The 25,134-nt window shown below is 70.2% G+C and carries 23 protein-coding genes and 1 tRNA gene; 15 read left to right on the top strand and 9 right to left on the bottom strand.

Features of this window, described 5'->3' with window-relative positions:
- Positions 1 to 52 precede the first annotated feature (52 nt).
- A complete protein-coding gene (gene aceE / locus ACZ7EG_RS01445) occupies positions 53 to 2,800 on the bottom strand; it encodes a pyruvate dehydrogenase (acetyl-transferring), homodimeric type (protein WP_471070567.1) in 2,748 nt (915 codons plus the stop codon).
- Between the two features lie 418 nt (positions 2,801 to 3,218).
- On the opposite strand from aceE, the gene ACZ7EG_RS01440 reads away from it, so the two are divergent.
- The 6 genes from ACZ7EG_RS01440 to ACZ7EG_RS01415 all read left to right on the top strand — a co-directional run bounded on the left by ACZ7EG_RS01440 (position 3,219) and on the right by ACZ7EG_RS01415 (position 7,794).
- Positions 3,219 to 3,656: a DUF3052 domain-containing protein gene (locus ACZ7EG_RS01440; RefSeq protein ID WP_062926619.1), complete on the top strand. Its 438-nt coding sequence runs from the start codon at positions 3,219 to 3,221 to the stop codon at positions 3,654 to 3,656.
- A gap of 107 nt (positions 3,657 to 3,763) precedes the next feature.
- Entirely contained in the window at positions 3,764 to 4,222 is a 459-nt protein-coding gene (locus ACZ7EG_RS01435; protein ID WP_376642681.1) for a peroxiredoxin, read from the top strand.
- A gap of 147 nt (positions 4,223 to 4,369) precedes the next feature.
- A complete protein-coding gene (locus tag ACZ7EG_RS01430) occupies positions 4,370 to 4,945 on the top strand; it encodes a TerD family protein (RefSeq protein ID WP_142164199.1) in 576 nt (191 codons plus the stop codon).
- A 139-nt stretch (positions 4,946 to 5,084) separates the two neighbouring features.
- The gene (locus ACZ7EG_RS01425) at positions 5,085 to 5,660 is read left to right on the top strand and encodes a TerD family protein (RefSeq protein ID WP_471070563.1); all 576 of its coding nucleotides are present in this window, start codon (positions 5,085 to 5,087) and stop codon (positions 5,658 to 5,660) included.
- Between the two features lie 125 nt (positions 5,661 to 5,785).
- The gene (locus ACZ7EG_RS01420) at positions 5,786 to 6,931 is read left to right on the top strand and encodes a DUF475 domain-containing protein (RefSeq protein ID WP_471070561.1); all 1,146 of its coding nucleotides are present in this window, start codon (positions 5,786 to 5,788) and stop codon (positions 6,929 to 6,931) included.
- 128 nt (positions 6,932 to 7,059) lie between these two features.
- Entirely contained in the window at positions 7,060 to 7,794 is a 735-nt protein-coding gene (locus ACZ7EG_RS01415; RefSeq protein WP_471072414.1) for a TerD family protein, read from the top strand.
- A 38-nt stretch (positions 7,795 to 7,832) separates the two neighbouring features.
- Here the strand turns inward: ACZ7EG_RS01415 and ACZ7EG_RS01410 are convergent, their stop codons facing one another.
- Positions 7,833 to 8,738 (bottom strand): TerD family protein, encoded by a 906-nt coding sequence (locus tag ACZ7EG_RS01410; RefSeq protein ID WP_471070559.1) that lies wholly within the window; start codon positions 8,736 to 8,738, stop codon positions 7,833 to 7,835.
- A gap of 226 nt (positions 8,739 to 8,964) precedes the next feature.
- On the opposite strand from ACZ7EG_RS01410, the gene ACZ7EG_RS01405 reads away from it, so the two are divergent.
- The 3 genes from ACZ7EG_RS01405 to ACZ7EG_RS01395 all read left to right on the top strand — a co-directional run bounded on the left by ACZ7EG_RS01405 (position 8,965) and on the right by ACZ7EG_RS01395 (position 13,765).
- Complete coding sequence (locus ACZ7EG_RS01405; RefSeq protein ID WP_471070557.1) at positions 8,965 to 10,131, top strand: HpcH/HpaI aldolase/citrate lyase family protein; 1,167 nt, start codon at positions 8,965 to 8,967, stop codon at positions 10,129 to 10,131.
- A gap of 173 nt (positions 10,132 to 10,304) precedes the next feature.
- Complete coding sequence (locus ACZ7EG_RS01400) at positions 10,305 to 12,932, top strand: phosphoribosyltransferase (protein WP_471070555.1); 2,628 nt, start codon at positions 10,305 to 10,307, stop codon at positions 12,930 to 12,932.
- Positions 12,932 to 13,765, top strand: a complete 834-nt coding sequence (locus tag ACZ7EG_RS01395; RefSeq protein WP_471070553.1) for an HAD family hydrolase — start codon at positions 12,932 to 12,934, stop codon at positions 13,763 to 13,765. The genes ACZ7EG_RS01400 and ACZ7EG_RS01395 overlap by 1 nt, the downstream gene beginning before the upstream one ends.
- Here the strand turns inward: ACZ7EG_RS01395 and ACZ7EG_RS01390 are convergent.
- Both ACZ7EG_RS01390 and ACZ7EG_RS01385 read right to left on the bottom strand, forming a co-directional pair.
- Positions 13,662 to 14,468 carry a DedA family protein gene (locus ACZ7EG_RS01390; protein WP_471070551.1) on the bottom strand — a complete coding sequence of 269 codons (807 nt, stop codon included), beginning with the start codon at positions 14,466 to 14,468 and terminating at the stop codon, positions 13,662 to 13,664. The two genes, ACZ7EG_RS01395 and ACZ7EG_RS01390, sit on opposite strands and share 104 nt — an antisense overlap.
- A 56-nt stretch (positions 14,469 to 14,524) precedes the next feature.
- A complete protein-coding gene (locus tag ACZ7EG_RS01385; protein WP_471070549.1) occupies positions 14,525 to 14,746 on the bottom strand; it encodes an FmdB family zinc ribbon protein in 222 nt (73 codons plus the stop codon).
- A gap of 254 nt (positions 14,747 to 15,000) precedes the next feature.
- On the opposite strand from ACZ7EG_RS01385, the gene ACZ7EG_RS01380 reads away from it, so the two are divergent.
- The 3 genes from ACZ7EG_RS01380 to ACZ7EG_RS01370 all read left to right on the top strand — a co-directional run bounded on the left by ACZ7EG_RS01380 (position 15,001) and on the right by ACZ7EG_RS01370 (position 19,810).
- On the top strand, positions 15,001 to 17,199 hold the full coding sequence (locus ACZ7EG_RS01380) for a transglycosylase domain-containing protein (protein WP_471070547.1): 2,199 nt from the start codon (positions 15,001 to 15,003) through the stop codon (positions 17,197 to 17,199).
- 56 nt (positions 17,200 to 17,255) lie between these two features.
- A complete protein-coding gene (locus ACZ7EG_RS01375) occupies positions 17,256 to 18,533 on the top strand; it encodes a polysaccharide deacetylase family protein (RefSeq protein ID WP_471070545.1) in 1,278 nt (425 codons plus the stop codon).
- A gap of 104 nt (positions 18,534 to 18,637) precedes the next feature.
- Positions 18,638 to 19,810, top strand: coding sequence for an amidase domain-containing protein (locus tag ACZ7EG_RS01370; protein WP_471070543.1), 1,173 nt, complete (start codon positions 18,638 to 18,640; stop codon positions 19,808 to 19,810).
- 19 nt (positions 19,811 to 19,829) lie between these two features.
- On the opposite strand, the gene ACZ7EG_RS01365 is transcribed toward ACZ7EG_RS01370, so the two are convergent.
- On the bottom strand, positions 19,830 to 21,197 hold the full coding sequence (locus tag ACZ7EG_RS01365; RefSeq protein ID WP_471072411.1) for a hypothetical protein: 1,368 nt from the start codon (positions 21,195 to 21,197) through the stop codon (positions 19,830 to 19,832).
- 110 nt (positions 21,198 to 21,307) lie between these two features.
- Complete coding sequence (locus tag ACZ7EG_RS01360; RefSeq protein WP_471070541.1) at positions 21,308 to 21,547, bottom strand: hypothetical protein; 240 nt, start codon at positions 21,545 to 21,547, stop codon at positions 21,308 to 21,310.
- Positions 21,548 to 21,685: 138 nt separating this feature from the next.
- Between ACZ7EG_RS01360 and ACZ7EG_RS01355 the strand changes: the two genes are divergently transcribed.
- Positions 21,686 to 21,757 (top strand) — tRNA-Val (locus ACZ7EG_RS01355).
- A gap of 80 nt (positions 21,758 to 21,837) precedes the next feature.
- Here ACZ7EG_RS01355 and ACZ7EG_RS01350 read toward each other — a convergent pair.
- Positions 21,838 to 22,389: a hypothetical protein gene (locus tag ACZ7EG_RS01350; protein ID WP_471070539.1), complete on the bottom strand. Its 552-nt coding sequence runs from the start codon at positions 22,387 to 22,389 to the stop codon at positions 21,838 to 21,840.
- An 84-nt stretch (positions 22,390 to 22,473) separates the two neighbouring features.
- Here ACZ7EG_RS01350 and ACZ7EG_RS01345 point away from each other — a divergent pair, with 84 nt between their 5' ends.
- The gene (locus ACZ7EG_RS01345) at positions 22,474 to 23,010 is read left to right on the top strand and encodes a DUF6153 family protein (RefSeq protein WP_471070537.1); all 537 of its coding nucleotides are present in this window, start codon (positions 22,474 to 22,476) and stop codon (positions 23,008 to 23,010) included.
- Between the two features lie 93 nt (positions 23,011 to 23,103).
- On the top strand, positions 23,104 to 23,766 hold the full coding sequence (locus tag ACZ7EG_RS01340) for a DUF305 domain-containing protein (protein WP_471070535.1): 663 nt from the start codon (positions 23,104 to 23,106) through the stop codon (positions 23,764 to 23,766).
- Between the two features lie 48 nt (positions 23,767 to 23,814).
- On the opposite strand, the gene ACZ7EG_RS01335 is transcribed toward ACZ7EG_RS01340, so the two are convergent.
- Positions 23,815 to 24,168, bottom strand: coding sequence for a hypothetical protein (locus ACZ7EG_RS01335; protein WP_471070533.1), 354 nt, complete (start codon positions 24,166 to 24,168; stop codon positions 23,815 to 23,817).
- A 51-nt stretch (positions 24,169 to 24,219) separates the two neighbouring features.
- Positions 24,220 to 25,116: a ketopantoate reductase family protein gene (locus tag ACZ7EG_RS01330; RefSeq protein ID WP_471070531.1), complete on the bottom strand. Its 897-nt coding sequence runs from the start codon at positions 25,114 to 25,116 to the stop codon at positions 24,220 to 24,222.
- Between the last annotated feature and the right edge of the window lie 18 nt (positions 25,117 to 25,134).

Here is a 25,134-nt window from a genome sequence, read left to right as displayed (position 1 = left end):
GTGCCCACGGTGTGTCCGTGATGCGCACCACCCCTTGACAGGGCTTGACGTGTTACGCGTCGCCGCCCGCGGCTCCCGGGTCGGCGGCCGACACGTCGAGCAGCTGGTACCGGTCGATGGCCTGCTTGAGCACCGAGCGGTCGACCTTGCCCTCACGGGCCAGCTCGGTCAGCACGCCCACCACGATCGACTGCGCGTCGATGTGGAAGAACCGCCGGGCGGCGCCCCGCGTGTCGGCGAAGCCGAAGCCGTCCGCGCCGAGCGACTGGTACGTCTGCGGCACCCAGCGCGCGATCTGGTCCGGAACCGCCCGCATCCAGTCGGACACGGCCACGACCGGCCCCTGGGCGTCCGCGAGCTTGCGCGTCACGTACGGCACCCGCTGCTCCTCCTCGGGGTGCAGCAGGTTGTGCTCCTCGCAGCTCACGGCCTCGCGCCGCAGCTCGTTCCAGGAGGTCGCCGACCAGACGTCCGCCTTGACGTTCCAGTCCTCGGCCAGGATCTTCTGTGCCTCGATCGCCCAGGGGAGCGCGACACCGGACGCCAGGATCTGCGCCGGGATCGAGCCGGCCGTGCCCTCGCTGAACCGGTAGAGGCCCTTGAGGATGCCGTCGACGTCCACGTTCGCAGGCTCGGCGGGGTGCTGGATGGGCTCGTTGTAGACGGTCAGGTAGTAGAAGACGTCCTCGCCGTGCGGGTGCTCCTCGGAGGAGCCGTACATCCGGCGCAGGCCGTCCTTCACGATGTGGGCGATCTCGAAGCCGAAGGCCGGGTCGTAGGCGACGCAGCCCGGGTTCGTGGAGGCCAGCAGCTGGGAGTGGCCGTCCGCGTGCTGCAGGCCCTCACCGGTCAGGGTCGTACGGCCGGCGGTCGCGCCCAGGACGAAACCGCGCGCCAGCTGGTCGGCCATCTGCCAGAACTGGTCGCCGGTGCGCTGGAAACCGAACATCGAGTAGAAGACGTAGACCGGGATGAGCGGCTCGCCGTGGGTCGCGTACGCCGAGCCGGCGGCGATCAGGGACGCCGTGCAGCCCGCCTCCGAGATGCCGTCGTGCAGCATCTGGCCGTTCGGCGACTCCTTGTAGGCGAGGAGCAGGTCGCGGTCGACCGACTCGTACTGCTGGCCGAGCGGGTTGTAGATCTTCGCGCTCGGGAAGAACGAGTCCATACCGAACGTGCGGTACTCGTCGGGCGCGATCAGCACGAACCGCTTGCCGATCTCCTTGTCCCGCATGAGGTCCTTGAGGAGCCGGACGAACGCCATCGTCGTCGCGATGGACTGCTGACCCGAGCCCTTCTTCACGGTCGCGTACGTCTTGTCCTCGGGAAGCGCCAGTGGCTTGGAGCGGACCACGCGCGTGGGGACGTAACCGCCGAGGGACTTGCGGCGGTCGTGCATGTACTGGATCTCCTCCGAGTCCCGGCCCGGGTGGTAGTACGGCGGCACGCCGGACTCCAGCTCCTTGTCCGGGATCGGCAGGTGCAGACGGTCGCGGAAGCGCTTGAGGTCGTCGACCGTCAGCTTCTTCATCTGGTGCGTGGCGTTGCGGCCCTCGAAGTTCGGGCCCAGGGTCCAGCCCTTGATCGTCTTGGCGAGGATCACCGTCGGCTGGCCCTTGTGCTCCGCGGCCGCCTTGTACGCCGCGAAGATCTTCTTGTGGTCGTGACCGCCGCGCCCCAGGTGCAGGATCTGGTCGTCGGACATGCCCTCGACCATCGCCCGCAGCCGGTGGTCGTCACCGAAGAAGTGGTCGCGGATGTACGCACCGGTCTCCGTGGCGTACGTCTGGAACTGCCCGTCCGGCGTGGTGTTCATCTTGTTGACGAGCACGCCGTCGCGGTCCTGGGCGAGCAGCGGGTCCCAGCTGCGGTCCCAGACCAGCTTGATCACGTTCCAGCCTGCACCGCGGAAGATCGACTCCAGCTCCTGGATGATCTTGCCGTTGCCGCGCACCGGGCCGTCGAGACGCTGCAGGTTGCAGTTGACGACGAACGTGAGGTTGTCCAGGCCCTCGCGGGCGGCGATGGACAGCTGGCCCAGCGACTCCGGCTCGTCCATCTCACCGTCGCCGAGGAACGCCCACACCTGCGACTTCGAGGTGTCGGCGATCCCGCGCGCCTCCATGTAGCGGTTCATGCGCGCCTGGTAGATCGCGCCGATCGGGCCGAGGCCCATCGACACCGTCGGGAACTCCCAGAAGTCCGGCATCGACCGCGGGTGCGGGTACGACGACAGCGCGTACGGGGCCTTGGACTTCTCCTGGCGGAAGCCGTCCAGGTGCTGCTCGCTGAGCCGGTCCAGCAGGAACGCGCGGGCGTAGATGCCCGGTGAGGCGTGCCCCTGGAAGAAGACCTGGTCGCCGGCGAGGCCGTCGTCCTTGCCGCGGAAGAAGTGGTTGAAGCCGACGTCGTAGAGCGAGGCGGAGGAGGCGAACGTGGCGATGTGGCCGCCGACGCCGATGCCGGGGCGCTGGGCCCGGGAGACCATCACCGCCGCGTTCCAGCGGGTGGCGTTGAGGACCTTGCGCTCGATCTCCTCGTTGCCCGGGAAGAACGGCTCGCTCTTGGTCGGGATGGTGTTGACGTAGTCCGTGCTGCGCATCTCCGGCACGGCCACGCGCTTCTCGCGGGCCCGCTCGATCAGCCGCAGCATCAGGTAGCGCGCCCGCTCGCGGCCGCGCTCGTCGACGGCGGCGTCGAGGGAGTCGAGCCACTCCTGCGTCTCTTCGGGATCGAAGTCAGGAACCTGACTCGGAAGGCCGCCAATGATGATCGGGTTGCGATCGGATGCGGAAGCCACGCTGTTCCTTACCTGTCAGAGGGCCTGCGAGGGCCGCTGTTTCGCTGTCGTCGCCGGGGCGTCGTCGCTGGGGGGCGCGCCGCTGTCCATGGTCCACCTCAGGCCCGGGAAACGTCATCTCTACCGAGCGGTAACCCAGACGTGAGATCGACTCCGTGACGTATGGGGCGAATATCTTCGAGTCTCGTACCCACAGACGATTCCCAAACGCCCAAACAGGGCAGAAAGGTGTGGTGTGTGTCACCCCGGACCATGACGGTGTGCTTGCAGATGCGGTGACACGGCCAGGATCGTCACCGTTTCGGCGGTCTGAACGGCCGGGTACTTGCGCGATCCGCCCCGCCCGTGTGGACTACGGCCAATGCTTCGCGCACGCGCGTGGCTGAGTTATTCCCAAGACATGATCAGGAGGCAACCCGTGAGCGCGACCGCGGACCACGCGGAGGAGCGGACGAACCCTGCCGCCAGGCTGGGGTTCCAGCCCGGGCAGGTGGTCCAGGAGATCGGCTACGACGACGACGTGGACCAGGAGCTCCGCAAGGCCATCGAGGGCATCATCGAGGCCGACCTGGTGGACGAGGACTACGACGACGTGGCCGATGCCGTTGTGCTGTGGTTCCGTGACGACGACGGCGACCTGACGGATGCGCTGGTGGATGCCACCACGTACATCGAAGAGGGCGGCGCGATCCTGCTCCTGACGCCGAAGACCGGCCGTTCGGGGTACGTGGAGCCGAGCGACATCTCGGAAGCCGCCACCACGGCGGGTCTGACGGCGTCCAAGAGCGTCAGCGTCGGCAAGGACTGGAGCGGCAGCCGGCTGGCGACGCCCAAGGCCGCCAAGTCCAAGCGTTAGTCGTACGACTGGGCGGGTCGGCGTCTGTCGGCCCGCCCATCGGCCTGCGCCGGTGGCTGCGTAGGGTGGTCTCACCCGAAAAGCCCCACGAAGGGACACCCACAGCGATGGCGATCCAGGCCGGCGAGAAGGCCCCCGACTTCGAACTCAAGGACAACCACGGCGCGGCCGTGCGACTGTCCGACTTCCGGGGCCGGAAGAACGTGGTGCTGCTCTTCTACCCCTTCGCCTTCACCGGCGTGTGCACCGGCGAGCTGTGCGACCTGCGCGACAACCTGCCGCAGTTCTCCGACCGCGACACGCAGCTGCTCGCCGTCTCCAACGACTCCATCCACACCCTGCGCGTCTTCGCCGAGCAGGAGAACCTGGAGTACCCGCTGCTGTCGGACTTCTGGCCGCACGGCAACGTCTCGCGCGCCTACGGCGTCTTCGACGAGGACAAGGGCTGCGCGGTGCGCGGCACCTTCGTCATCGACAAGGAGGGCGTCGTGCGGTGGACCGTCGTCAACGGCCTGCCGGACGCGCGCGACCTGAACGACTACGTGAAGGCGCTCGACTCCCTGTGACGCCGGTCGGGCGGCATGCGCTCGACACCCGCTGTTTTCTCGGCTTCAGGGCCTGCGAGCGGCGGGAACCCGTCACTAGGATCGACTCGTTGATCCGACATCCGAGCACAACGGGGCATCCCGCCCCTGGACACCAATGGAGGACTCGTGGGAGTCAGCCTCAGCAAGGGCGGCAACGTATCGCTGAGCAAGGAGGCGCCGGGCCTGACCGCGGTCATCATCGGCCTGGGGTGGGACGTCCGCACCACGACCGGCACGGACTTCGACCTGGACGCCAGCGCGCTGCTGCTGAACAACTCCGGCAAGGTCGGCAACGACCAGCACTTCATCTTCTTCAACAACCTCAAGAGCCCGGACGGCTCCGTCGAGCACACCGGTGACAACATCACCGGTGAGGGCGAGGGCGACGACGAGCAGATCAAGGTCAACCTCGCCGCCGTCCCGGCCGACGTCGAGAAGATCGTCTTCCCGGTCTCCATCTACGACGCCGAGACCCGCCAGCAGTCCTTCGGCCAGGTGCGCAACGCGTTCATCCGCGTCGTGAACCAGGCGGGCGAGGCGGAGATCGCCCGTTACGACCTGAGCGAGGACGCCTCCACCGAGACCGCCATGGTCTTCGGTGAGCTCTACCGGCACGGTGCGGAGTGGAAGTTCCGCGCCATCGGCCAGGGCTACGCCTCGGGCCTGCGCGGTATCGCGCAGGACTTCGGCGTGAACGTCTGAACCGACCACCTGAAGGGTCCTGACACCGGGCCCGAAGGTCTTCTCGTCCGGCGCCGCACGGTTTACGTGCGGCGCCGGACGCGCAGGACCACCTCAGTAACGCCATCGGGCCGGTGGCCCCAAGGGGAGGGACAGCATCATGGGCGTCACGCTTGCCAAGGGGGGCAACGTCTCCCTGTCCAAGGCCGCACCGAACCTCACCCAGGTGATGGTCGGACTCGGCTGGGACGCGCGCTCCACCACCGGAGCGCCCTTCGACCTGGACGCCAGCGCCCTGGTGTGCGGCGGCGGACGCGTGCTCGGGGACGAGTGGTTCGTCTTCTACAACCAGCTCAAGAGCCCGGACGGCTCGGTCGAGCACACCGGTGACAACCTCACCGGCGAGGGCGACGGCGACGACGAGTCGCTCCTGATCGACCTCTCCAAGGTGCCGCCGCAGTGCGACAAGATCGTGTTCCCCGTCTCCATCCACATGGCCGACGAGCGCGGCCAGACCTTCGGCCAGGTCAGCAACGCCTTCATCCGGGTGGCCAACCAGGCCGACGGCCAGGAGCTCGCCCGCTACGACCTGAGCGAGGACGCCTCCACGGAGACCGCGATGATCTTCGGGGAGCTCTATCGCTATCAGGGCGAATGGAAGTTCAGGGCCGTCGGGCAGGGGTACGCGTCGGGCCTGCGCGGCATCGCGCTGGACTTCGGGGTCAACGTCTCATAACGCGTTATGAGCAAAATCCGGGCCCCATAGGGGTGCGGAGGGGGTCCGACTAGACTTCGGCTTCAAAAGTTCGTAAAGCCGGGTACGGCGCGGGGGAGCCCCGTACACACACGATTGGGTAGCCAGTGGTTCTGAAAACCTTCGGGTGGTCGTTCGCGGTCACCGCGCTCGGCCTGGTCGCGGCGGTCCTGTTCGGCGGGTGGACCGCGCTCGGCATCGTCGCGATCCTCTCCGTCCTCGAGATCTCGCTGTCCTTCGACAACGCGGTGGTCAACGCCGGGATCCTGAAGAAGATGAATGCCTTCTGGCAGAAGATCTTCCTCACCATCGGCATTCTGATCGCCGTCTTCGGCATGCGACTGGTCTTCCCCGTCGTGATCGTCGCGATCAGCGCCCAGCTGGGCCCGATCGAGGCCGTCAACCTCGCCCTGAACGACAAGGACCAGTACCAGCAGCTGGTGACGGACGCCCACCCGTCGATCGCCGCCTTCGGTGGCATGTTCCTGCTGATGATCTTCCTGGACTTCATCTTCGAGGACCGGGACATCAAGTGGCTCGGCTGGCTGGAGCGGCCGCTGGCCAAGCTCGGCAAGGTCGACATGCTGTCGGTCTGCATCGCGCTGATCGTCCTGCTCATCTCGGCGCTGACCTTCGCGACCCACGCCCATCAGCACGGCGGCACCCACGTCGACAAGGCGGAGACGGTCCTGCTCTCCGGCATCGCCGGTCTGATCACCTACATGATCGTCGGCGGGCTCTCCGGCTACTTCGAGGACAAGCTCGAAGAGGAGGAGGAGCGCGAGCACGAGGCGGAGGAAGAGGCCGAGCGCACCGGCAAGCCCCGTTCGGCGGTCCAGCTGGCCGGCAAGGCCGCGTTCTTCATGTTCCTCTACCTCGAGGTCCTGGACGCGTCCTTCTCCTTCGACGGTGTGATCGGCGCCTTCGCCATCACCAACGACATCGTCCTGATGGCCCTCGGTCTGGGCATCGGCGCCATGTACGTCCGGTCGCTGACGGTCTACCTGGTCCGCCAGGGCACCCTCGACGACTACGTCTACCTGGAGCACGGCGCGCACTACGCCATCGGCGCGCTCGCCATGATCCTGCTGGTCACCATCCAGTACCAGATCAACGAGATCGTCACCGGCCTCATCGGTGTCGTCCTCATCGCCGCCTCCTTCTGGTCCTCCGTCCGCCGCAACAAGGCGATCGCGGCGGCCGGGGGAGAAGCCGGCTCGGACGAGAAGACTGAGGTCTCGTCCGGGGTGTGACACCCCTCCGAGCGAGGAACGCTCTGTGCGGGGCGGCCACCGAGGACTCCTCGGCGGCCGCCCCGTCGGTCTTCATGGGCCGTGGGTACGGCGGTGACCTGCGGTCCCCGAATGAACGTGGGGGCGGAATGGGCCTGTTCGACGGACTCCGGCGTGGCGATGTGCAGTTCGACTCGGGCCACGCGGCGACGAACGCGATCGAGCTGACCAAGCGGCGCGCGCAGATATCACTCACCAAGCAGGGCGCGGCCACCGGCCACCTGCGCGTCAACCTGAGCTGGCGGATGCGCACGTCCGACATCGGCGGCTCCCAGCGCGAGAGCCTGCTGCGCCATCCCTTGCGGGCCCTCAAGCCCCCCGAGGTCGTCGGCCACAGCCAGAGCATGGTCAACGTCGACCTCGACCTCGGCTGCCTCTACGAACTCCAGGACGGCAGCAAGGGCGTCGTCCAGCCCCTCGGCGGCTACTACGGCGACGTCAACGCCCCGCCGTACGTCAAGCTCAGCGGCGACGACCGGTTCGGCTCAGGGTCCGGCGAGACGATGTACATCAACCTGGACCACCGCGACAACATCAAGCGGCTGCTGGTCTTCGTCTACATCTACGACCAGACCCCCGCCTTCGACCGCACGCACGCCAGCGTCACGCTCTATCCGAGCAGCGGCCCGCGGATCGAGATCCACCTCGACGAACGCCAGCCGCAGGCCCGCTCCTGCGCCGTCGTCATGATCGAGAAGGTGAAGGACGAGATCGTGGTCCGCCGCGAGGCGAAGTTCGTCTACGGCTTCCAGGCCGAGCTGGACCGGCTGTACGGGTGGGGACTCCAGTGGGGGCGGGGCTACAAGACGAAGGTCGACCGCTGACCGGGGAGCCCCGGCGGGCGCCGGGGCAGGGGTCCGGCTCAGCGGCCGATGAACTGCGGGCCCTGCGGGGGCAGACGGAAGTCCGGGTCGGGGGCCGTGGTGGCCGCCGGCGGGTAGCCGTAGCCCGTCTGTCCTCCCGCTGCGCCGGCCGTGGCCTGCGCCTGGGGGTAGCCGTACGCGGGGCGGCTCGTGGGCTGCGGGTAGCCGTAGGCCGGCTGCGTGGCCGGCGGCTGCTGCGGATACCCGTAGCCGGGCTGTGTGGGCACCGCGTTCGGCTGCTCCGGGGGCAGCGGCAGCGAGACCTCGGGGGTCTGCTGCGCGGGGCCGCCGGTCGTCGGCTGCGCGGGCGTGTTCGTGGTGGGAGGCGCCGGGACCGTCGTGGTCTGCTCCTCCAGGGCCTCCGACTCGTCCACCGAGATGCCGAAGTCGGTCGCGAGTCCCTTCAGCCCGTTCGAGTAGCCCTCGCCCAGCGCCCGGAACTTCCAGCCCTCCCCGCGGCGGTACAGCTCGCCGCAGATCAGCGCGGTCTCCTGGCCGGTCTCCGGCTTGACGTCGAAGTACGCCAGCGCCTCGGCGCCGCTGCCCGCCGCGTCGTACAGCAGAATGCGCAGCGCCTGTACGCGGTCGAACGTCACGCCGTCCGCCGATGCGACCAGCAGAATCCGGCTGACCTCCGACTCGACACCGGTGAGCTCTGTCTGGATCGTGTCGGTCAGGCCCTCGGCGACCCGCTTCTTGCCGAGCCGCCACACCTTTCCGGCCGGATGCCGGGGCTGGTTGTAGAAGACGAAATCCTCGTCGGAGCGCACACGACCGTCGGGGCCGAGGAGCAGCGCGGAGGCGTCGACGTCCGGAACCCCCTGCCCGGGTGTCCAGCGCAGCACGGCCCGTACCGTGGTGGCTTCCAGAGGGACGTTCGACCCCTTCAGCATCGCGTGCGTCATGCGGTCATCCTGCCTTCTCGGTCCTGCTCACGACAACGCGGGGCCGCGGTCACGAGCGGCGCCGACGGCCGTGGCGGACTACCGTCGACATGGCCGGGCCTCGCTGTGCTTGCCCGCGTTACCTGAAATTCATGCCTGATGGGAACCTCTGACATGGACTTCTACGTACTATTACCGGCCACCTTTCGTCGATTCGCAGGTCGCACCACCACCACGGGGGAGTTCCATGCGTCATTTCGGGCACATCGCCCCTGAGGTGCGGAAGCGTCTCTTCTTCCGGGAGCCGTGCGTGTTCACCCATGACTCCCCGGCCCGACTGCTCGCGGCCGCACTGGGCGCCACGCTGTACAGCCCGGCCACGAGACCGCGCCTCGCCGACGACGTCCTCAAGCAGGCCGGGCGCGGTGTGGTCTCGATGGTGCTGTGCCTGGAGGACTCGATCGACGACGCGGACGTCGGCCCCGGCGAGGAGAACCTGGTCCGCCAGTTCACGGCCCTCGACGACCTCCCGGACGCCGACCTGCCGCTGCTGTTCATCCGGGTCCGAGCCCCCGAGCAGATACCCGACCTGGTACGACGCCTCGGCCCCGCCGTCCGGCAGCTGTCCGGATTCGTGCTGCCCAAGTTCACCGAGGAACGCGGCATCCCCTTTCTCGAGGCCCTGGCCACCGCCGAGGGCGAGAGCGGCCGTCGGCTTTTCGCCATGCCCGTGCTGGAGTCCCCTGAGCTGCTCTACCGGGAATCGCGCGTGGAGACCCTGGAGGGCATCTCCCGCGCGGTCGACAAGTACCGCGACCGCGTCCTCGCCCTGCGCCTCGGGGTGACGGACTTCTGCTCCTCCTACGGGCTGCGCAGAGGCCCCGACATGACGGCCTACGACGTGCAGATCGTCGCCTCCGTGATCGCCGACGTGGTGAACATGCTGGGCCGCGCCGACGGCACCGGCTTCACCGTCACGGGGCCGGTGTGGGAGTACTTCCGGGTCCAGGAGCGCATGTTCAAGCCGCTGCTGCGGCAGAGCCCCTTCCTGGAGGTGCAGGCAGCGGAACTGCGCGAGAAGCTGATCGAGCACGCCATGGACGGCCTGCTGAGGGAGATCTCCCTGGACCACGCCAACGGCCTGCTGGGCAAGACCTGCATCCACCCCTCGCACGTGCTGCCGGTGCACGCCCTGTCGGTCGTCAGCCACGAGGAGTTCTCGGACGCCCAGGACATCCTGCGCCCCGAGCGCGGCGGCGGGGGTGTGCTGAGATCGGCGTACACGAACAAGATGAACGAGGTGAAGCCGCACCGGGCCTGGGCCGAGCGGACCCTGCTGCGTGCGGAGGTCTTCGGCGTGGCGCACCAGGACATCGGCTTCGTGGAACTGCTTGCGGCGGGATTGCCGGGCTGACGGCACGACGCAAGGGATCATGAAGAGGGCCGAGAAGGCCGAGAGGGCGGCCGAGAAGGCCGAGAAGGCCGAGAAGGCCGAGAAGGCTGAGAAAGGCCCAGAGGGCCGAGAGGGCCGAGAGGGCGGCCGAGAATGCCGAGAAGGCCGAGAAGACGGAGAAGGCGGAGAAGGCAGTGAACGAGGGGGAGCACCACGAGGTGCGCGCCGATGCGGCGGCCGGGCCGGCCGACGGGGCCGTCGGCGTCTGGTCCGGCAGCTGGGTCGCCGAGCGGCTCGGCGTCGAGCTCGTCGGCGACGACGGGCTGACCGGCCTGCTGGGGCTGGCGCTGCGCCGCAACCCCAAGCGGGCCCACCTGCTCGTGTCGAACGTGCTGGGCAAGCACGTACCGCAGTCGCCGTCCGTCGTGTACGCCTACGGCTGGGAGCTCGGCCGCCGGGTGCGTGAGCTGCTGGGCGACGACGAGGCCCGCAGGGCCGTCGTCCTCGGCTACGCGGAGACCGCGACCGGCCTCGGCCACTCCGTGGCCGACGGGCTGGGCCTCGCCCCCTACCTGCACTCCACGCGCCGCCCGATCGCAGGCCTCGACCCGGCCGGCGGTTTCGAGGAGTCCCACTCCCACGCGACCTCGCACCTGCTGCTGCCGGAGGATCCCGCGCTGCTCGCCGGCGACGGGCCGCTGGTCCTGGTCGACGACGAGTTCTCCACGGGGAACACGGTGCTCAACACCGTCCGTGATCTTCATGGGCGGTTCCCGCGGCGGCGGTACGTCGTGGTGGCGCTGGTGGACATGCGGTCTGCGGCGGACGCCGGCCGGCTGGAGGAGTTCGCCCGTGAGATCGGTGCGCGGGTAGATCTCGTGGCAGCGGCTTCGGGCACGGTGCGGCTCCCCGAGGGGGTGCTGGAGAAGGGGCAGGAGCTGGTGGCGCGGTACGCGTCCGAGAGCGCGGCGGAGCGTTCACCGGCGGGTGCGGCGCCGTCGTGGCCGGTCGCGCGGTTCCCCGCGCCCCCGCACAGCGGCGTTGCCGTCGCAGCCGACCAGGAGGCCGACCCCCTGGGGGCGCGGGGAACCGCGCGAACAGCCCCCACCGACCCGCACCCGGACGACAACGGCACCGCCCCTCACACCACCCGCATCGACCTGCACTGGCCCGCCGACCTGCCGGACGGCGCCCGGCACGGGTTCACGCCCGCTCACCGCGCCCGGCTGGAGGCCGCCCTGCCCGCGATGGCGGCCAGGATCGCCGAGGCTCTGCCTCACAACGCCCGCCGCGTGCACATCCTCGGCTTCGAGGAGCTGATGTACGCGCCGCTGAGGCTGGCCCGAGAGCTGGAACGGGTGACGGACATCGAGGTCCGTTACTCGACCACCACCCGCTCACCCGTCCTCGCCGTCGACGACCCCGGCTACGCGATACGCACCCGCATCGCCTTCCCCGCCCACGACGACCCCGCCGACGGCCCCGGCGAGCGGTACGCCTACAACGTGGCCGGTGCCGGATTCGACGCCGTCGTGGTGGTGGTCGACTCGGCCGCGGACACCCCAGCCCTGCACGCGCCCGACGGCCTGCTGGCCCGGCTCGCCGCGCACACCCCCGAGGTCCTCCTCGCCGTCGTACCGTCGTACGCCCCTGAAAGGCCCCGCATGCTGCCCGAGCCCCTCCGCGGCCCCGACTTCTCCTCGTACGCGCCCGAGGAGGTCGGCTGGCTGCTCCAGGACCTCTCGGACGTGACGCTGGAGGCGCCGACCGAGGAGCGCGAGGAGGCGATCCAGAGCGGCGGCGCGCACTACGCGGAGTCGCTGCCCGTGGAGTACCAGCCCAGCGAGCGGTACCAGGAGCTGTTCCACGCCGCGCTGAAGGACTCGGCGGCCCGTATCGCCCAGGCCGTCGGTGTCGTCACCGAGACGGTCCTCGCGGAGCGGTCCCCGCGCCCCGTGCTGGTCTCCCTGGCCCGCGCCGGCACCCCCGTCGGCATCCTCATGCGCCGCTGGGCCCAGCACCGGCACGGCCTCGACCTGCCGCACTACGCGGTGTCGATCGTCCGCGGCCGGGGCATCGACGCCAACGCCCTGCGCTGGCTCGCCCGGCACCACGACCCCCGGGACGTCGTCTTCGTCGACGGCTGGACCGGCAAGGGCGCCATCACCCGCGAACTCGCGCGAGCCCTGGAGGAGTTCGAGAAGTCCGATGGCGTCACCGGCTTCAACTCCGAGATCGCGGTCCTGGCCGACCCGGGCTCCTGCGTGAGCACCTACGGCACCCGCGAGGACTTCCTCATCCCCTCGGCCTGCCTCAACTCCACCGTCTCCGGCCTGATCTCGCGGACCGTGCTGCGCGCGGACCTGGTCGGCCCGCACGACTTCCACGGCGCGAAGTTCTACCGCGAACTCGCCGCCACCGACGTCTCGGTGACCTTCCTCGACGCCGTGTCCGCCCGCTTCCCCGAGGTCGCCGACGCGGCCGGCGCCCAGGCCAAGGAACTGCTCGCGGCCGACCGCTCGCCCACCTGGGAGGGCTGGGCCGCCGTCGAGCGCATCAGCGAGGAGTACGGCATCCACGACGTGAACCTCGTCAAGCCGGGCGTCGGCGAGACCACCCGGGTCATGCTGCGCCGCGTGCCCTGGAAGGTCCTGGCACGCGCCGGGGCGGGCAGCGACCTCGACCACGTGCGCCTGCTGGCCGAGCAACGCGGCGTGCCCGTCGAGGAGGTCGAGGGACTGCCCTACACCTGCGTCGGCCTGATCCACCCCAAGTACACCCGGGGCGCGACCGGCGCCGACGGCAAGGCGGTGACCCTCTGATGCCCGCACTCGTCGCCAGCGACCTCGACCGCACCCTGATCTACTCCGCCGCGGCCCTGGCCCTGACCATGCCGGACGCGAGGGCGCCCCGGCTGCTGTGTGTGGAGGTGCACGAGAGCAAGCCGCTGTCGTACATGACGGAGACGGCCGCCCGGCTGCTCACCGACCTGGGCGACGCGGCCGTGTTCGTGCCGACGACCACCCGGACGCGCAAGCAGTACCTGCGCATCAACCTGCCGGGTCCCGCGCCCACCTACGCGATCTGCGCGAACGGCGGCCACCTGCTGGTGGACGGCGTGTCCGACCCCGACTGGCACGCGCAGGTCACCGCCCGGCTGGCCGACCGGTGCGCGCCCCTCGCCGAGGTGCAGGAGCACCTGCTGAGGGCCGCCGACCCGGTCTGGGTGCGCAAGCACCGCGTCGCCGACGACCTCTTCGCCTACCTCGTCGTCGAGCGCGAGCTGCTCGACGAGGACTGGGTGAAGGAACTCGCGGTGTGGGCGGAGAACCGCGGCTGGACCGTGTCACTCCAGGGCCGCAAGATCTACGCCGTTCCCAAGCCGCTCACCAAGAGCGCGGCGATGCGCGAGGTCGCCCGGCGGACCGGGGCCGATCTCACGCTCGCCGCGGGTGACTCCCTGCTCGACACCGACCTGCTCCTCGCGGCGGACCAGGGCTGGCGGCCCGGCCACGGGGAGCTGGCCGACACCGGCTTCACGGCTCCCTCGATCAGGGTGCTTCCCGAGCGGGGCGTTCTCGCCGGGGAGCGGATCCTGCGGGAGTTTCTGGGGGCAGTGAGGGGCGCTGCCACTGGGGCTGTGCCGGGCGCCTGAGAACTCGGGTGTCCTGGTCGTCGTGCGGGTGTGGCGCCGTCGTGCCCGTTCGCGCGGTATCCCGCGCCCCTTGAGGACGTGTTCCTTTGGGGCGTCGCAGGAGCCGTATGCCGATGAACGCCACCACCGCCACGGCCGCCACGGCGAGGACCACCTTGGAATAGGCGGAGACGATGTCCGACACCTGGTGCCAGTTCGCACCGAGGAAGTAGCCCGCGAGCACGAACGCCGTGTTCCAGATGGCGCTGCCCAGGGTGGTCAGACCCAGGAACACCGGCAGACGCATGCGCTCGACACCCGCCGGCACCGAGATCAGGCTGCGGAAGATCGGGATCATCCGGCCGAAGAACACGGCCTTGGTGCCGTGCTTGAGGAACCACGCCTCGGTCTTCTCGATGTCCGCGACCTTCACCAGCGGCAGCCGGGCCGCGATCGCCACCGTCCGGTCACGGCCGAGCAGTGCGCCGACTCCGTACAGCGCGAGCGCGCCGATCACCGAGCCGGCCGTCGTCCACAGCAGGACGGCGAGCAGGCTCATCCGGCCGCTGCTCGCGGCGAACCCGGCCAGCGGCAGGATCACCTCGCTGGGCAGCGGCGGAAACAGGTTCTCCAAGGCGATGGCGAGACCGGCACCCGGCGCGCCCAGCGCGTCCATCAGGTCGTTGACCCACTGCGGCCCGGCGTCCGCTGCGATGGCTGTCATGCCACCACGCTAGGAAACCGAAGCTGAAGGACTCCTGAGGAAACCCGGCAGCCGCGTCAGCCGCAGCAGCCGCCTCCGCAGCAGCCGCCCCCACCGCCGCCCGCGCGGGGCGCCGGTGCGGGGGCGGAGGCTGAGCCGCCGACCGCGACCGTGGAGAGGAGCTTCACGGTGTCGTCATGACCGGAAGGGCAGGTCGCGGGGTCGGACGACTCGGCCATGGGACGGCTGAGTTCGAACGTGTCGCCGCAGGTCCGGCAGCGGTACTCGTAGCGAGGCATGGGGACAGAGTAATTAATCCGCGCCGACGGAAGTGACGTCCTTCGGGAATCCTTCTGATCGCTGTGCCCGTACCGGTGTGGAGGACCTGTAAAGGCCGCTGATAACTTTCGATCGCGCGAGGAGCCGCAAAGGCGGGGGAACGCAAGGGCTCGCTGCCGTCGACCACGGCAGCCATGTCCTTCCGCGCGAGCACCACCGTGAGCGGGAGGGAGACGCAGCCGTGTCCAAGGCTGGGCGTGAATCGGATGAGACCATGCAGTTGAAGGTCCCCGCTTCCATGAACGCGGACGAGACCGTGCAGTTGAAGGTCCCCGCTTCCATGAACGCGGACGAGACCGTGCTGTTGCGCATCGTCGAGGTGGCCGCGACCGACAAGGCGGACACACTCTCCGGTACGGCCGCGGACGGGAGCGGTCCCGGCCGGTCGCGCCGCCGGCGCAGGGCCCCTCGGCCCTCCCCCCTGTCCCGTCTCTCCGCCGCGGCCCCGGGACCGGCGCGACTCGCCGCCCGCGTCGCGTCCGAAGCCCGCCGCCTGCGGCCCCGTTACCCGCACGCCGACCGCACCGGCTGGCGTCGCTGGGCGCCCTCCTGGCGGCAATGGCTCGGTGCCGCGCTGACGTTCACCGGCCTGACGTTCGTTCTCCTGGGCTCCGCCTACGCCGCCACCGACATCCCGGACAACCTCAACTCGTACGCCACCCAGCAGGACAACGTCTACTTCTGGTCCGACGGGACGCCCATGGCCCGCACCGGCTGGGTGCGGCGGCAGGCGATGCCCCTGAAGGACATACCCGAGGACGTCCGCGGCGCGGTGCTGGCGGCGGAGAACGCGAGCTTCTACAGCGACCCCGGCATATCCTTCAGCGGCATCGGCCGCGCCCTGTGGCGCACCGTCGGCGAGGGGGACACCCAGGGCGGCTCCACCATCACCCAGCAGTACGTCAAGAACGTCTACCTCAACCAGGACCGGTCCGTCGGCCGCAAGTTCACCGAGGCGATGCTCGCCCTCAAGCTCGACAACGAGATGAGCAAGGACGACATCCTCGAGGGATACCTCAACACGAGCTGGTTCGGCCGCGGCACCTACGGCATCCAGCGCGCCGCCCAGGCCTACTACGGCAAGGACGTGGGCGAACTCGACGCCGGCGAGGCCGCCTTCCTCGCCTCCCTCCTCAAGGGCGCCGCGCTCTACGACCCGGCCCTGAGCAAGGCCAACCACGCCCGGGCGGTGGAACGCTGGTCCTGGATCCTCGACCGCATGGTCGACACCGGCGCGCTGTCGAAGTCCGAGCGCGCCCGGTACAAGGAGTTCCCCGAGCCGCTGAAGCGGACGCCCGGTTACGACACCGGCAAGCAGAGCGACTACCTGGTGGAACTGGCCGCGCAGTACGCCAAGAAGGCGGCTCACCTCTCGGCCAGGGAGTTCGACCTGGGCGGCTACCAGATCTACACGACCTTCGACCGCAAGCAGGAGACCGCGCTCACCGACGCCGTGGACAAGGCCCGCAAGCGGGCGCGGAAGGACGACCCGGCCAAGGCGAAGGCCCTGCACTTCGGCGCCTCCTCGGTGGCCGCCGACGGGCGCATCCTCGCCGTCCACGGCGGCCCCGACCACCGCGAGCAGGGCTACAACGAGTCGAACGCGACCACCGTGCCCGCCGGTTCGGCCTTCCTGCCGTTCGTCTACGCCGCCGCCCTGGAGAACGGCGTGCACAAGACCCGGGACGGCGCCGCGACCGAGGTGACTCCGCAGACGCTGTACGACGGGGACGACGGCATCGCCGTGAGGACACCCGAGGGCCCCTACTGGGACCGCGGCGGCAAACAGGTCACCTCCCGCAACGACGGCGGGAAGTCCTACGGGCGGATCAGCCTGGGCCGGGCGCTGGCCCTGTCGGTGAACACGCCGTTCATGCAGCTCGGCATGGACACCGGCCTGGACACGGTGCGGGACACCGCCCAGCGGGCGGGCCTGCTCTCCTCCAGCTTCGGACCGCAGGTCCCCGCGATGTCCCTGGGCAGTGCCACGCCCAGCGCGATCCGCATGGCGAAGGGATACGCCACGTTCGCCGCCGCCGGCAAGCACGTCGAGCCGTACTCGGTGGCCCGGATCACCCGCAACGGCTCCGATGTCGCGATGACAAAGCCCGCGGTCCGCCGTGCGGTGAAGGCGAGCGTGGCCGAGGCCGTCCAGTCCGCCCTCACGGACGCCTTCCGCACCGCCCGCCCGGGGGCCGCCACGACCGCCACGGTGGCCGGGAAGGCAGGCACCACGCAGAACGACACCGCCGCCTGGTACGTCGGCACGGCCAACTCCGTGTCGACGGCCGTGGTGGCCTACCGCATCGACCTCACCAAGAGCCTCGAACCCCTGCCGCTGGACGGAATCGCGGGCTCTCCCGGCGACAGCGTCCCGTACCGCATCTGGTCCGGTGCCCGCGGTATCGGCTGACTCCGGGCCCGGCCCCGCTCCGTCCCCCCACCGCCTCCTCGCAGAATGAGCCGCGCATGAAATCACCGTCCGGCCGCCGCCGCCGACCCCGCGCACCCCGCCGCGCCACGCCCTCCGGGGTGCTGGCCCTGGCGGCCCTCCTCGTCGTCGCGTCCCTGGTGGCCGGCTACATGGTGATGACCCGCTCGGACACCACCGCCCCGACCGCCTCCTCCGGTGCCCGCAAGGGGGCCTCCGCGAAGCCGGACCAGGAGCCCCGGTGGGACGGCAGAACGAAGGTCCTCGGGGATGGCTCCACCTCCTACACCGGCCCGCAGAAGGGGCAGTTGAAGCCGGTGCCGCTCAAACCCGGCGAGAAGCCGCCCCAGTTCGTGGTCTTCTCCTGGGACGGCGCGCTGCAGGGCGACGACGGGCTCTTCGCGCACTACCGGGAGCTGGCCGAGGAGTACGACGCCCACATGACCTTCTTCCTCACGGGCATCTACCTCCTGCCCAAGAGCAAGAAGGACCTCTACTCCCCGCCCCAGCACGCCGAGGGCTCGGCGGCGATCAGCTTCGCCACCGATGAGCACATCCGCACCACACTGGAGCAACTCGGCAAGGCGTGGCAGGGCGGCAACGAGATCGGCACCCACTTCAACGGCCACTTCTGCGGCAAGAAGGGCGGCGGCGACTGGAGCGTCGCGGAGTGGAAGAGCGAGATCGACCAGTTCTACGCGTTCACCGAGAAATGGAAGACCAACACCGGCTTCCAGGACGTCGACCCGCTGCCGTTCGACATCAGGAAGGAGGTCACCGGCGGCCGCGCGCCCTGCCTGGAGGGCCAGAAGAACCTGCTGAAGGCCGCCCAGGACTACAAGTGGCGCTACGACGCCAGCTCCGCGGGCGACTTCCAGATATGGCCCCGCAAGAAGAACGGCATATGGGATTTCCCGCTGCAGATGCTGCCTTACGAGGGCGGCAAGTACCAGGGCCTGTCGATGGACTTCAACTTCCTCTACAACCAGTCCGAGGGCGAGACCGAGGGCGACCCGGCGAACTACCCGGAATGGGAAGAGGAGACCGTCGCCTCCTACATGTCCGGCTTCAACCGCGTGTACTACGGCAGCCGGGCCCCGCTGTTCATCGGCAACCACTTCGAGGACTGGAACGGCGGCATCTACATGCGGGCCGTCGACCGGGTCATCAAGGACATGTGCACCAAGAAGGACGTCAAATGCGTGTCCTTCAGGGAACTGGCCGACTGGCTCGACGCGCAGAAGCCCGAGACGCTGCAGGCGCTGCGCACCCTCGACCCCGCGCAGTCCCCCGACTGGTCGGTGGTCGTGAAGTAACAGGTTGACAAGTAACAGACAACGCCCTTCACAACAGCCCCACACCCCATGCGAAGATCTGCTTCCCCGGCCGCCGTTGGCCGGGGGCAAGAGGGGAAACACCAGTGAAATCAAGAAGACTGACCGGGACCCGACGCCGCGTCACCATACTCGGGGCCGCGGCGACCTCGGTCGTCGCGGGCGTCGCCCTACTGCCCAACTGGAGCGCGGGCGCGGCGGTCAGCGACGATCCGACGGTGGACGCGCGGACCAAGGCCACCTTCCAGCGGCTGGCCGACGCGGTCTTCACCGACCGCACCAACGCCCTGGTCGACGGCGGGCGGGCCGGCGCCGACAAGCCGCTGACCGACGGCTTCTCCGGCGACGTCGCGCTGTCCTCGCGCACGGCACGCACCGAGGACGCCACCCTGTCCGCGCTGGGGCAGCGCAAGCAGAGGCTGGCGAAGGCCGGCGAGACGTACGGCAAGGCCAGCACCACCGTCACCCTGAACGCCACGCGGGTGACGGGCCGTACGGCCAAGGCGGACGTCACCGAGACCACGACCCTGACCTACGCCGGGACCCGTGGCGACCAGCCGAAGACCACCGGATTCCAGGCCCGGCACGAGCTGACCTTCAAGGCCGACCGGCAGGGCGACTGGCGGCTGACCGGCATCCGCGACACCGACCAGGGCGGTCTTGCGGTGAACACGCTCTCCAAGCCGGCCCCCGTCAAGGCGACCACCGCCGCCGACAACACGACGCCGAACGCCCCGCGCGCGGCGATCACCCGCAACCCGGCCGCCGTCCCGAAGACCGCCACGACGTACGACTACAAGGCCATGGCGGCCTACGCGGAGAAGTACTGGAACGTCTACAACAAGGACTACCCGGACTTCAACGGGCACGGCGCCGGCGGCGACTGCACCAACTTCGTCAGCCAGTCCCTGAAGGCGGGCGGCTGGAAGCACGCCCCCGGCTACGTCTACGACTACACCAAGTGGTTCGGCAACGCCGACATCCAGTCGCACTCGTTCATCGGGGTCAACGAGTGGTCCTGGTTCGCCCAGAACTCCAAGCGGACCACGCCGCTCGCCAACGTCTTCCAGCTCGAGGTCGGCGACGTCCTCCAGATGGACTTCGACCGGGACGGGTCCAAGGAGCACACGATGATCGTCACGTACAAGAGCGGCGGCGTGCCGTACGTGACCTACCACTCCAACAACACCCTCCGCAGGTCGGTGGCGAGCCTCGTCGCGTCGTATCCGAACGCGTACTACTACGCCTACCGCACCTGAGAACGGGCGGGGGCCGGGCTCAGTGTCCGGCCCCTCGTTCCTCGCGGATCTCGGAGACCACGTGGGCCACGGCCCGCCGGACCGCCTCCGTCTCCGTCAGGAAGTGCCAGTAGTCGGGGTGGCGGCCCTCGAGACCGGCGACGGCACGGTCCAGGCGGGACACGGCGTCGTCCAGGGGGCGGGCGTGGCGCGGGTCGGGGGTGTTGCGGCCTGCCATGGCGAGGCGCTGGGCGTCGCGGATGGCGAAACGGGTGCGGTCGATCTCCTGCTGGGGGTCCTTCTGCACGGCGTTCAGGCGGTGCAGCCGGTCGCCGGCGGCCGAGACGGCCTCGTCGGTGCTGTTCAGCAGGGCGCGTACGGTCGACAGCAGGGCCGTCGCGTCGGCCCAGCGCTGTTCGCCCCGCGCGGTGCGTGCCTCGGCCAGTTTGGTCTCGGCCCGGCGGACGTTCTCGGCGGCGGCGTCGGGGACGTGCTGCAGGTCCTGCCAGCAGGCCGCGGTGAAGCGGCGGCGCAGTTCGCTCAGGGTCGGTTCGACCTGCTCGGAGCGAGTGGTGAGGGCCTGGGCGCGGGTGCGCAGGGAGACGAGGCGGTGGTCGATCTCGGCCGCCCGGTCCGGCAGCCGCTCGGCCTCCACGCGGACCGCCTCGGCCTCGCGCGTGACCCGCGCGGCACGCTCCAGGGTCTGCGGGACGCCGTGCTGTCCGGCGCCCTGGTTCAGCTTGGTCAGCTCGGGCGAGAGGGCGGCGAGCCGGGCGGCGAGATCGTCCGCCTTGAGCCCGGAGGCGCGTACGGAGTCGAGGGCGTCGGAGGCGGCGAGCAGGGCCTGGCGGGCGCGTTCGACCGCGGGGGCGAGACGGGCCAGCTGGGTCTCTGCCTTGCCGAGGAGGGGCCCGAGGCCTTCGGTGAAGCGGTCCAGCTCCTGTTTGACCCGGTCGAGTTCCTCCTTGGCGGCGGTCAGCTCGGCCCGGGCGCGGGAGGCGGCGGACGCCTCCAGGTCGTCGCGGTCGAGGTCGTGGGCGTCGACCGCGTTGATGTAGCGGTGGCTGACCTCGTCGATGCGGTGGCCGAGGGCGTCGAAGTCGGCCACGGCGCGGCGGGCTGCGGGAGAGTCGTCGACGGCGGTGATCGTCTCGATCGAGATGCGCAGGTCCCGCTGGGCGGTGTCGAGCTCGTAGAACGCGGCGGCGGCCGCGTCCTTCGCCGCCTGGGCCTCGGCCCGCTGGTTCTCGGCCCGGCCGCCGAACCAGCGCCGGGTGCCCCCGCCCGCGAAGGCGGCGGGCAGCGCCAGCGCGGCCACCAGCGGCAACGTCATCAGGGTGAGGGCATCCCGGAGCGGGCGGCCCGGCGTACGGGGAGCGGGGCGACGCGGGCGGGGTGCGCGCGGCATCGACGGCGAGTCCGGCTCTCCTGGTGTCGCCGTCACATCCCTCTCCCGTGCTGTGGTCCGCCCTGCCCGGTGTCATTCTCCCACCGGTTAAGGACGAACACACGGGCCGGTCAGTTCGCTGTTCGGACCGTCACTTTGCCGTCGCCGGTCCGGGCGGACACCACATGGGCGCTGCTCTCGTCGCGGGGCACGGACACGTCCACGCCGCCGTCGCCGGTCTCGGTGGTCACGCGGCAGGTGGCCCGGGGTACCGCGATGGTCACGGAGCCGTCGCCGCTGCGGGACTCCACGCGGTCCGGTACGACGCCGAGTTCGAGGCGGACCGAGCCGTCACCGGTGTGGGTGCGCACGTCACGGGAGGAGACGTCCGCTGGGGGTGGGGACAACCCCAGGCGCGGGCCCCGCCGCGGTCCCGCGAAACGGGTTTGCGGGACCGTGCCCCGGGCAATGTAGGCTGTCGACTCGTCCCCGGGTGTGGCCCGGGATCCGGGTGCGTAGCTCAGGGGTAGAGCGCCTGCCTTACAAGCAGGATGTCGGCGGTTCGAAACCGTCCGCGCCCACAGTGCCAAGGTGTGGATCGGAGGCCCTCCAGGGATGTCCCTGGGGGGCCTTTCCCGTTGCCGTGCCCCGGCGGCAGGGATCAGTAGTTCGCGTTGGCGAGGAGTTCGCCGTCCTTGTCGTACACCGTGACGAGGCCGTTCTTCGACTCGTAGCAGGACGTGAACGCCGAGGCGATGAGTTTGCCCTCGCCCTGGTGGGGGCCCATCAGGCCGCCGCTGAAGTCCGTGAAGACCTCCGCGGCGTCGAGGATGTCGTTGCGCTTGTCCGCGCCGGTCACCTTCGTGACGTGTCGGACCGCGGCCTTCTCCGTGTCTGTGCCGTTCTCGGCGACGCAGTCCCTGAACTGCTCGGCCTGGGGCTTCTCCGCAGCCGCCCCGGCCTTCGCGGGGCTGTCGCCCCCGGGCTTGCCGTCGGCGGCGACGGCCTTGTCCTTGTCCGAGGTGTCGCCGCCGTCGTCACCTCCGCCGCCCGTGGCGACGGCGGCGATGACGAAGAGGGTGAGGATGCCCGCGCAACCGAGGCCTGCGATCTTGCCTACGCCGCGCTTTCTGGGCGGCTGGGGCGCCGGGGCTCCGTAACCGGGCTGCGGCGGGTAGGGCTGGGTCGGCTGCTGCGGGTACTGCTGGCTCATGGGTCCCCCTCGGGATCATTCGTGTCGTGCGTACGACATGCCGGGGGAGCCGCACGGTTGTAGAAGGCTGAACGACTTCACCTGATGGGGGTACGGGCGGTCGCACATCCACAGTCGACCCGTACGCGCGTTCACCCCGGGTCGGTGGCGGCTGCGGCCCTTCTCTACGATGAGCGGGTGAACAGCTCCCGTCGGCGCATGCCCCGACCCGCCCCGTGGCGGTGGCATGTGCTGGGCGTGCTGGGGCTGTTGGTGGGGTTGCTGGGGATGCACGGGCTGGCGCCCGGGGGCGGTCTGCCCCGGCAGGGGCATGGGGAGCAGGCGCACGCCTCGCAGGCGGCCGTGCCCTCCAGCCATGTGTTCCAGACCCACGAGCCTCAGATCCACGAGCCCCAGACTCACGTCATGCCCTGCGGGCACTGCGGTGACGGGCATGTTCAGCACGCCGATGCGACCTGTGCGTCGGGTGCGGTGGGTGGGGGGCCGGTGGTGCCGCCACTCGTTCCCGACCCGGTCCCCGTGGGTGAGGGGGAGAGCGCCGTTCGGGCGTATGCCGTCGTGGATACGGAGGGTGCTCGGGCCCCGCCTTCCCTCTCCGAGCTCCAGCTTCTGCGGATCTAGACACCACGCGTCACGTCGGCCGGTACCGGCCGGTGGTGGCGTGACGCCTCGTGTCCGCAATCCTCAGTTCCTCGCAGAAGCAGGAGTTCACGCATGAGCAACAGCATTCGTACTTCGGCGCGCCGTGCCGCCCTGGCGGTGGCGGCCGGTGCCGCGGCCGTCGTTCTCGCCGCCTGTGGCGGTGACGGAGCCGACCGTGCCGCCGGTGCCGGTCACGGCGACGCCGGAAGCCACAGCCCCACGGGGACCCCGTCGTCCGCCGGCGCCCACAACGCCCAGGACGTCGCCTTCGCGCAGGGCATGATCCCGCATCACCGGCAGGCGCTGGAGATGGCGCGGATGGCCGGTGGCCGGGCCTCCTCGGACGCGGTCAAGGACCTCGCGGGGCGGATCGAGAAGGCGCAGGATCCGGAGATCCGGACCATGACCGGCTGGCTGAAGACCTGGGGCGAGGACCTCCCCAAGGCCTCCGGCGGCGGCATGGACCACTCCGCGTCGGGCCACTCCGGTATGCCCGGCATGATGGGCGCCGAGGACATGGCCGCGCTGGAGAGGCTGACGGGCAAGGCCTTCGACGTGCAGTTCCTGACCCTGATGGTCGAGCACCACGAAGGGGCCGTGGAGATGGCCCGGACCGAACAGAGCAAGGGCCGCTACGGCCACGCCAAGAGCATGGCCGACGACATCGTCACCGCTCAGAAGGCCGAGATCGGCGAGATGAACAAGCTCCTGGGCAAGAGCGGGAGCAAGAGCTAGAGCAAGTGCCGGAGCGGGGGCAGGAGCTGAGCTGACAGCCGGGCCCCGTCACGAGGCTCCGCCGGTCTCCTCCGGCGGAGCCTCGTGCGCGTGCTTCAGCTCCGAGCGGGCCGCCACCCGCTCGGAGCCAGTGAGTTCGGACCAGTAGCGGTGGGTGCTGACGAACACCGCGAGCTCGTGCTCCCGCTGCCGGAGCTTCTCCACCTCGGCCTGTTCGTCTGCGCTCCAGCCGGGGGAGGCGGGCCGTTCCACCTTGCGCCAGCCGTTGTCGTCGCTGAAGCCGTCCAGTGGCTCCACCGACCACGGGAGCCGCTTCAGCAGGGCCGACAGCTCGGCCCGGACCTGATGGAGTTCCTCCTGGCCGGCCAGGAGGTCACTCGGAAAGTCATAGGTCGTAGCCACGACCCAATGATACGCCTGTTCGAATTTAGCAGGCGAGTTCCTTCCTGGGGTTCATGCGAACGGGTGCAGCTCACCCACCACCCGGGCCGCCACCGGAGCCGGAATCCCGTGCCGCTCGGCCGCGCGCAGCAACGCCCCGCCGATGGCGTCCAGTTCGAGGTTCCGGCCGGCCTCGGCGTCGCGCTGCATCGAGGACTTCGTGGACGGCGGGAAGGCGTCGTAGCGGGCGAGGGCCTGCGCCGGGTCCGCCGGGCCGCCGCACGCGCGGCTGATCGCGGCCGTCTCCTCGACCAGGGCGGTCAGCTCGTCGCGGTGGCGGGTGCGGACCTCCCCCAGGGGGAGGCCGTAGCGCGTGGTGAGCAGGGCGAACGGCGCCAGGAACGACATCTTCGCCCACAGGGCCGCCGTCTCGTCCTCCAGGACGCGGGTGGCCGGACCGGCCGCGGTGAAGGCCTCGGCGAGGGCGTCGAGGCGGGCCCTGGGCACGCCCGTGCCGGTCAGGTCGACCTCCGCGAAGGGGCTGCCGTGTTCGATGTCGCCCGGAGCGACACGGGTCGACTCGACGCGGATCACTGCGGGGGCCACCCGGTCGGGCCGGTAGCGGGCGCGCAGGGCCGCCGGGTGTTCGACGCCGTTGAGGAACGGGACGAGGAGGCCGTCGGACAGCACCGGCGCGGGGACCCGGGCCAGGGCGGTGTCGAGGGCCGTGTGCTTGACGGTGACCAGGCACGCGTCGACCGGCTCCCGCAGCTCCGTGTCCGCCTCGACGCGGGCCGTGAAGTCGCCGAAGCGGGCGCTGCGCACCCGGATGCCGTCGGTGCGCAGGGTCTCGGCGGTCTTCTCGCCGGACAGGCAGATCACACGGTGGCCGGTGCGGGAGAGCAGGGCGGCGAGCAGACCGCCCACGCCGCCGGGGCCCAGAACGGCCACGGTGAGTTCGTTCGCCACGAGGATTTCCTCTCGTCG

The sequence above is a fragment of the Streptomyces sp. NPDC037100 genome (genome assembly GCF_055606225.1).
This window is presented reverse-complemented; position numbering and strand designations above follow the sequence as displayed.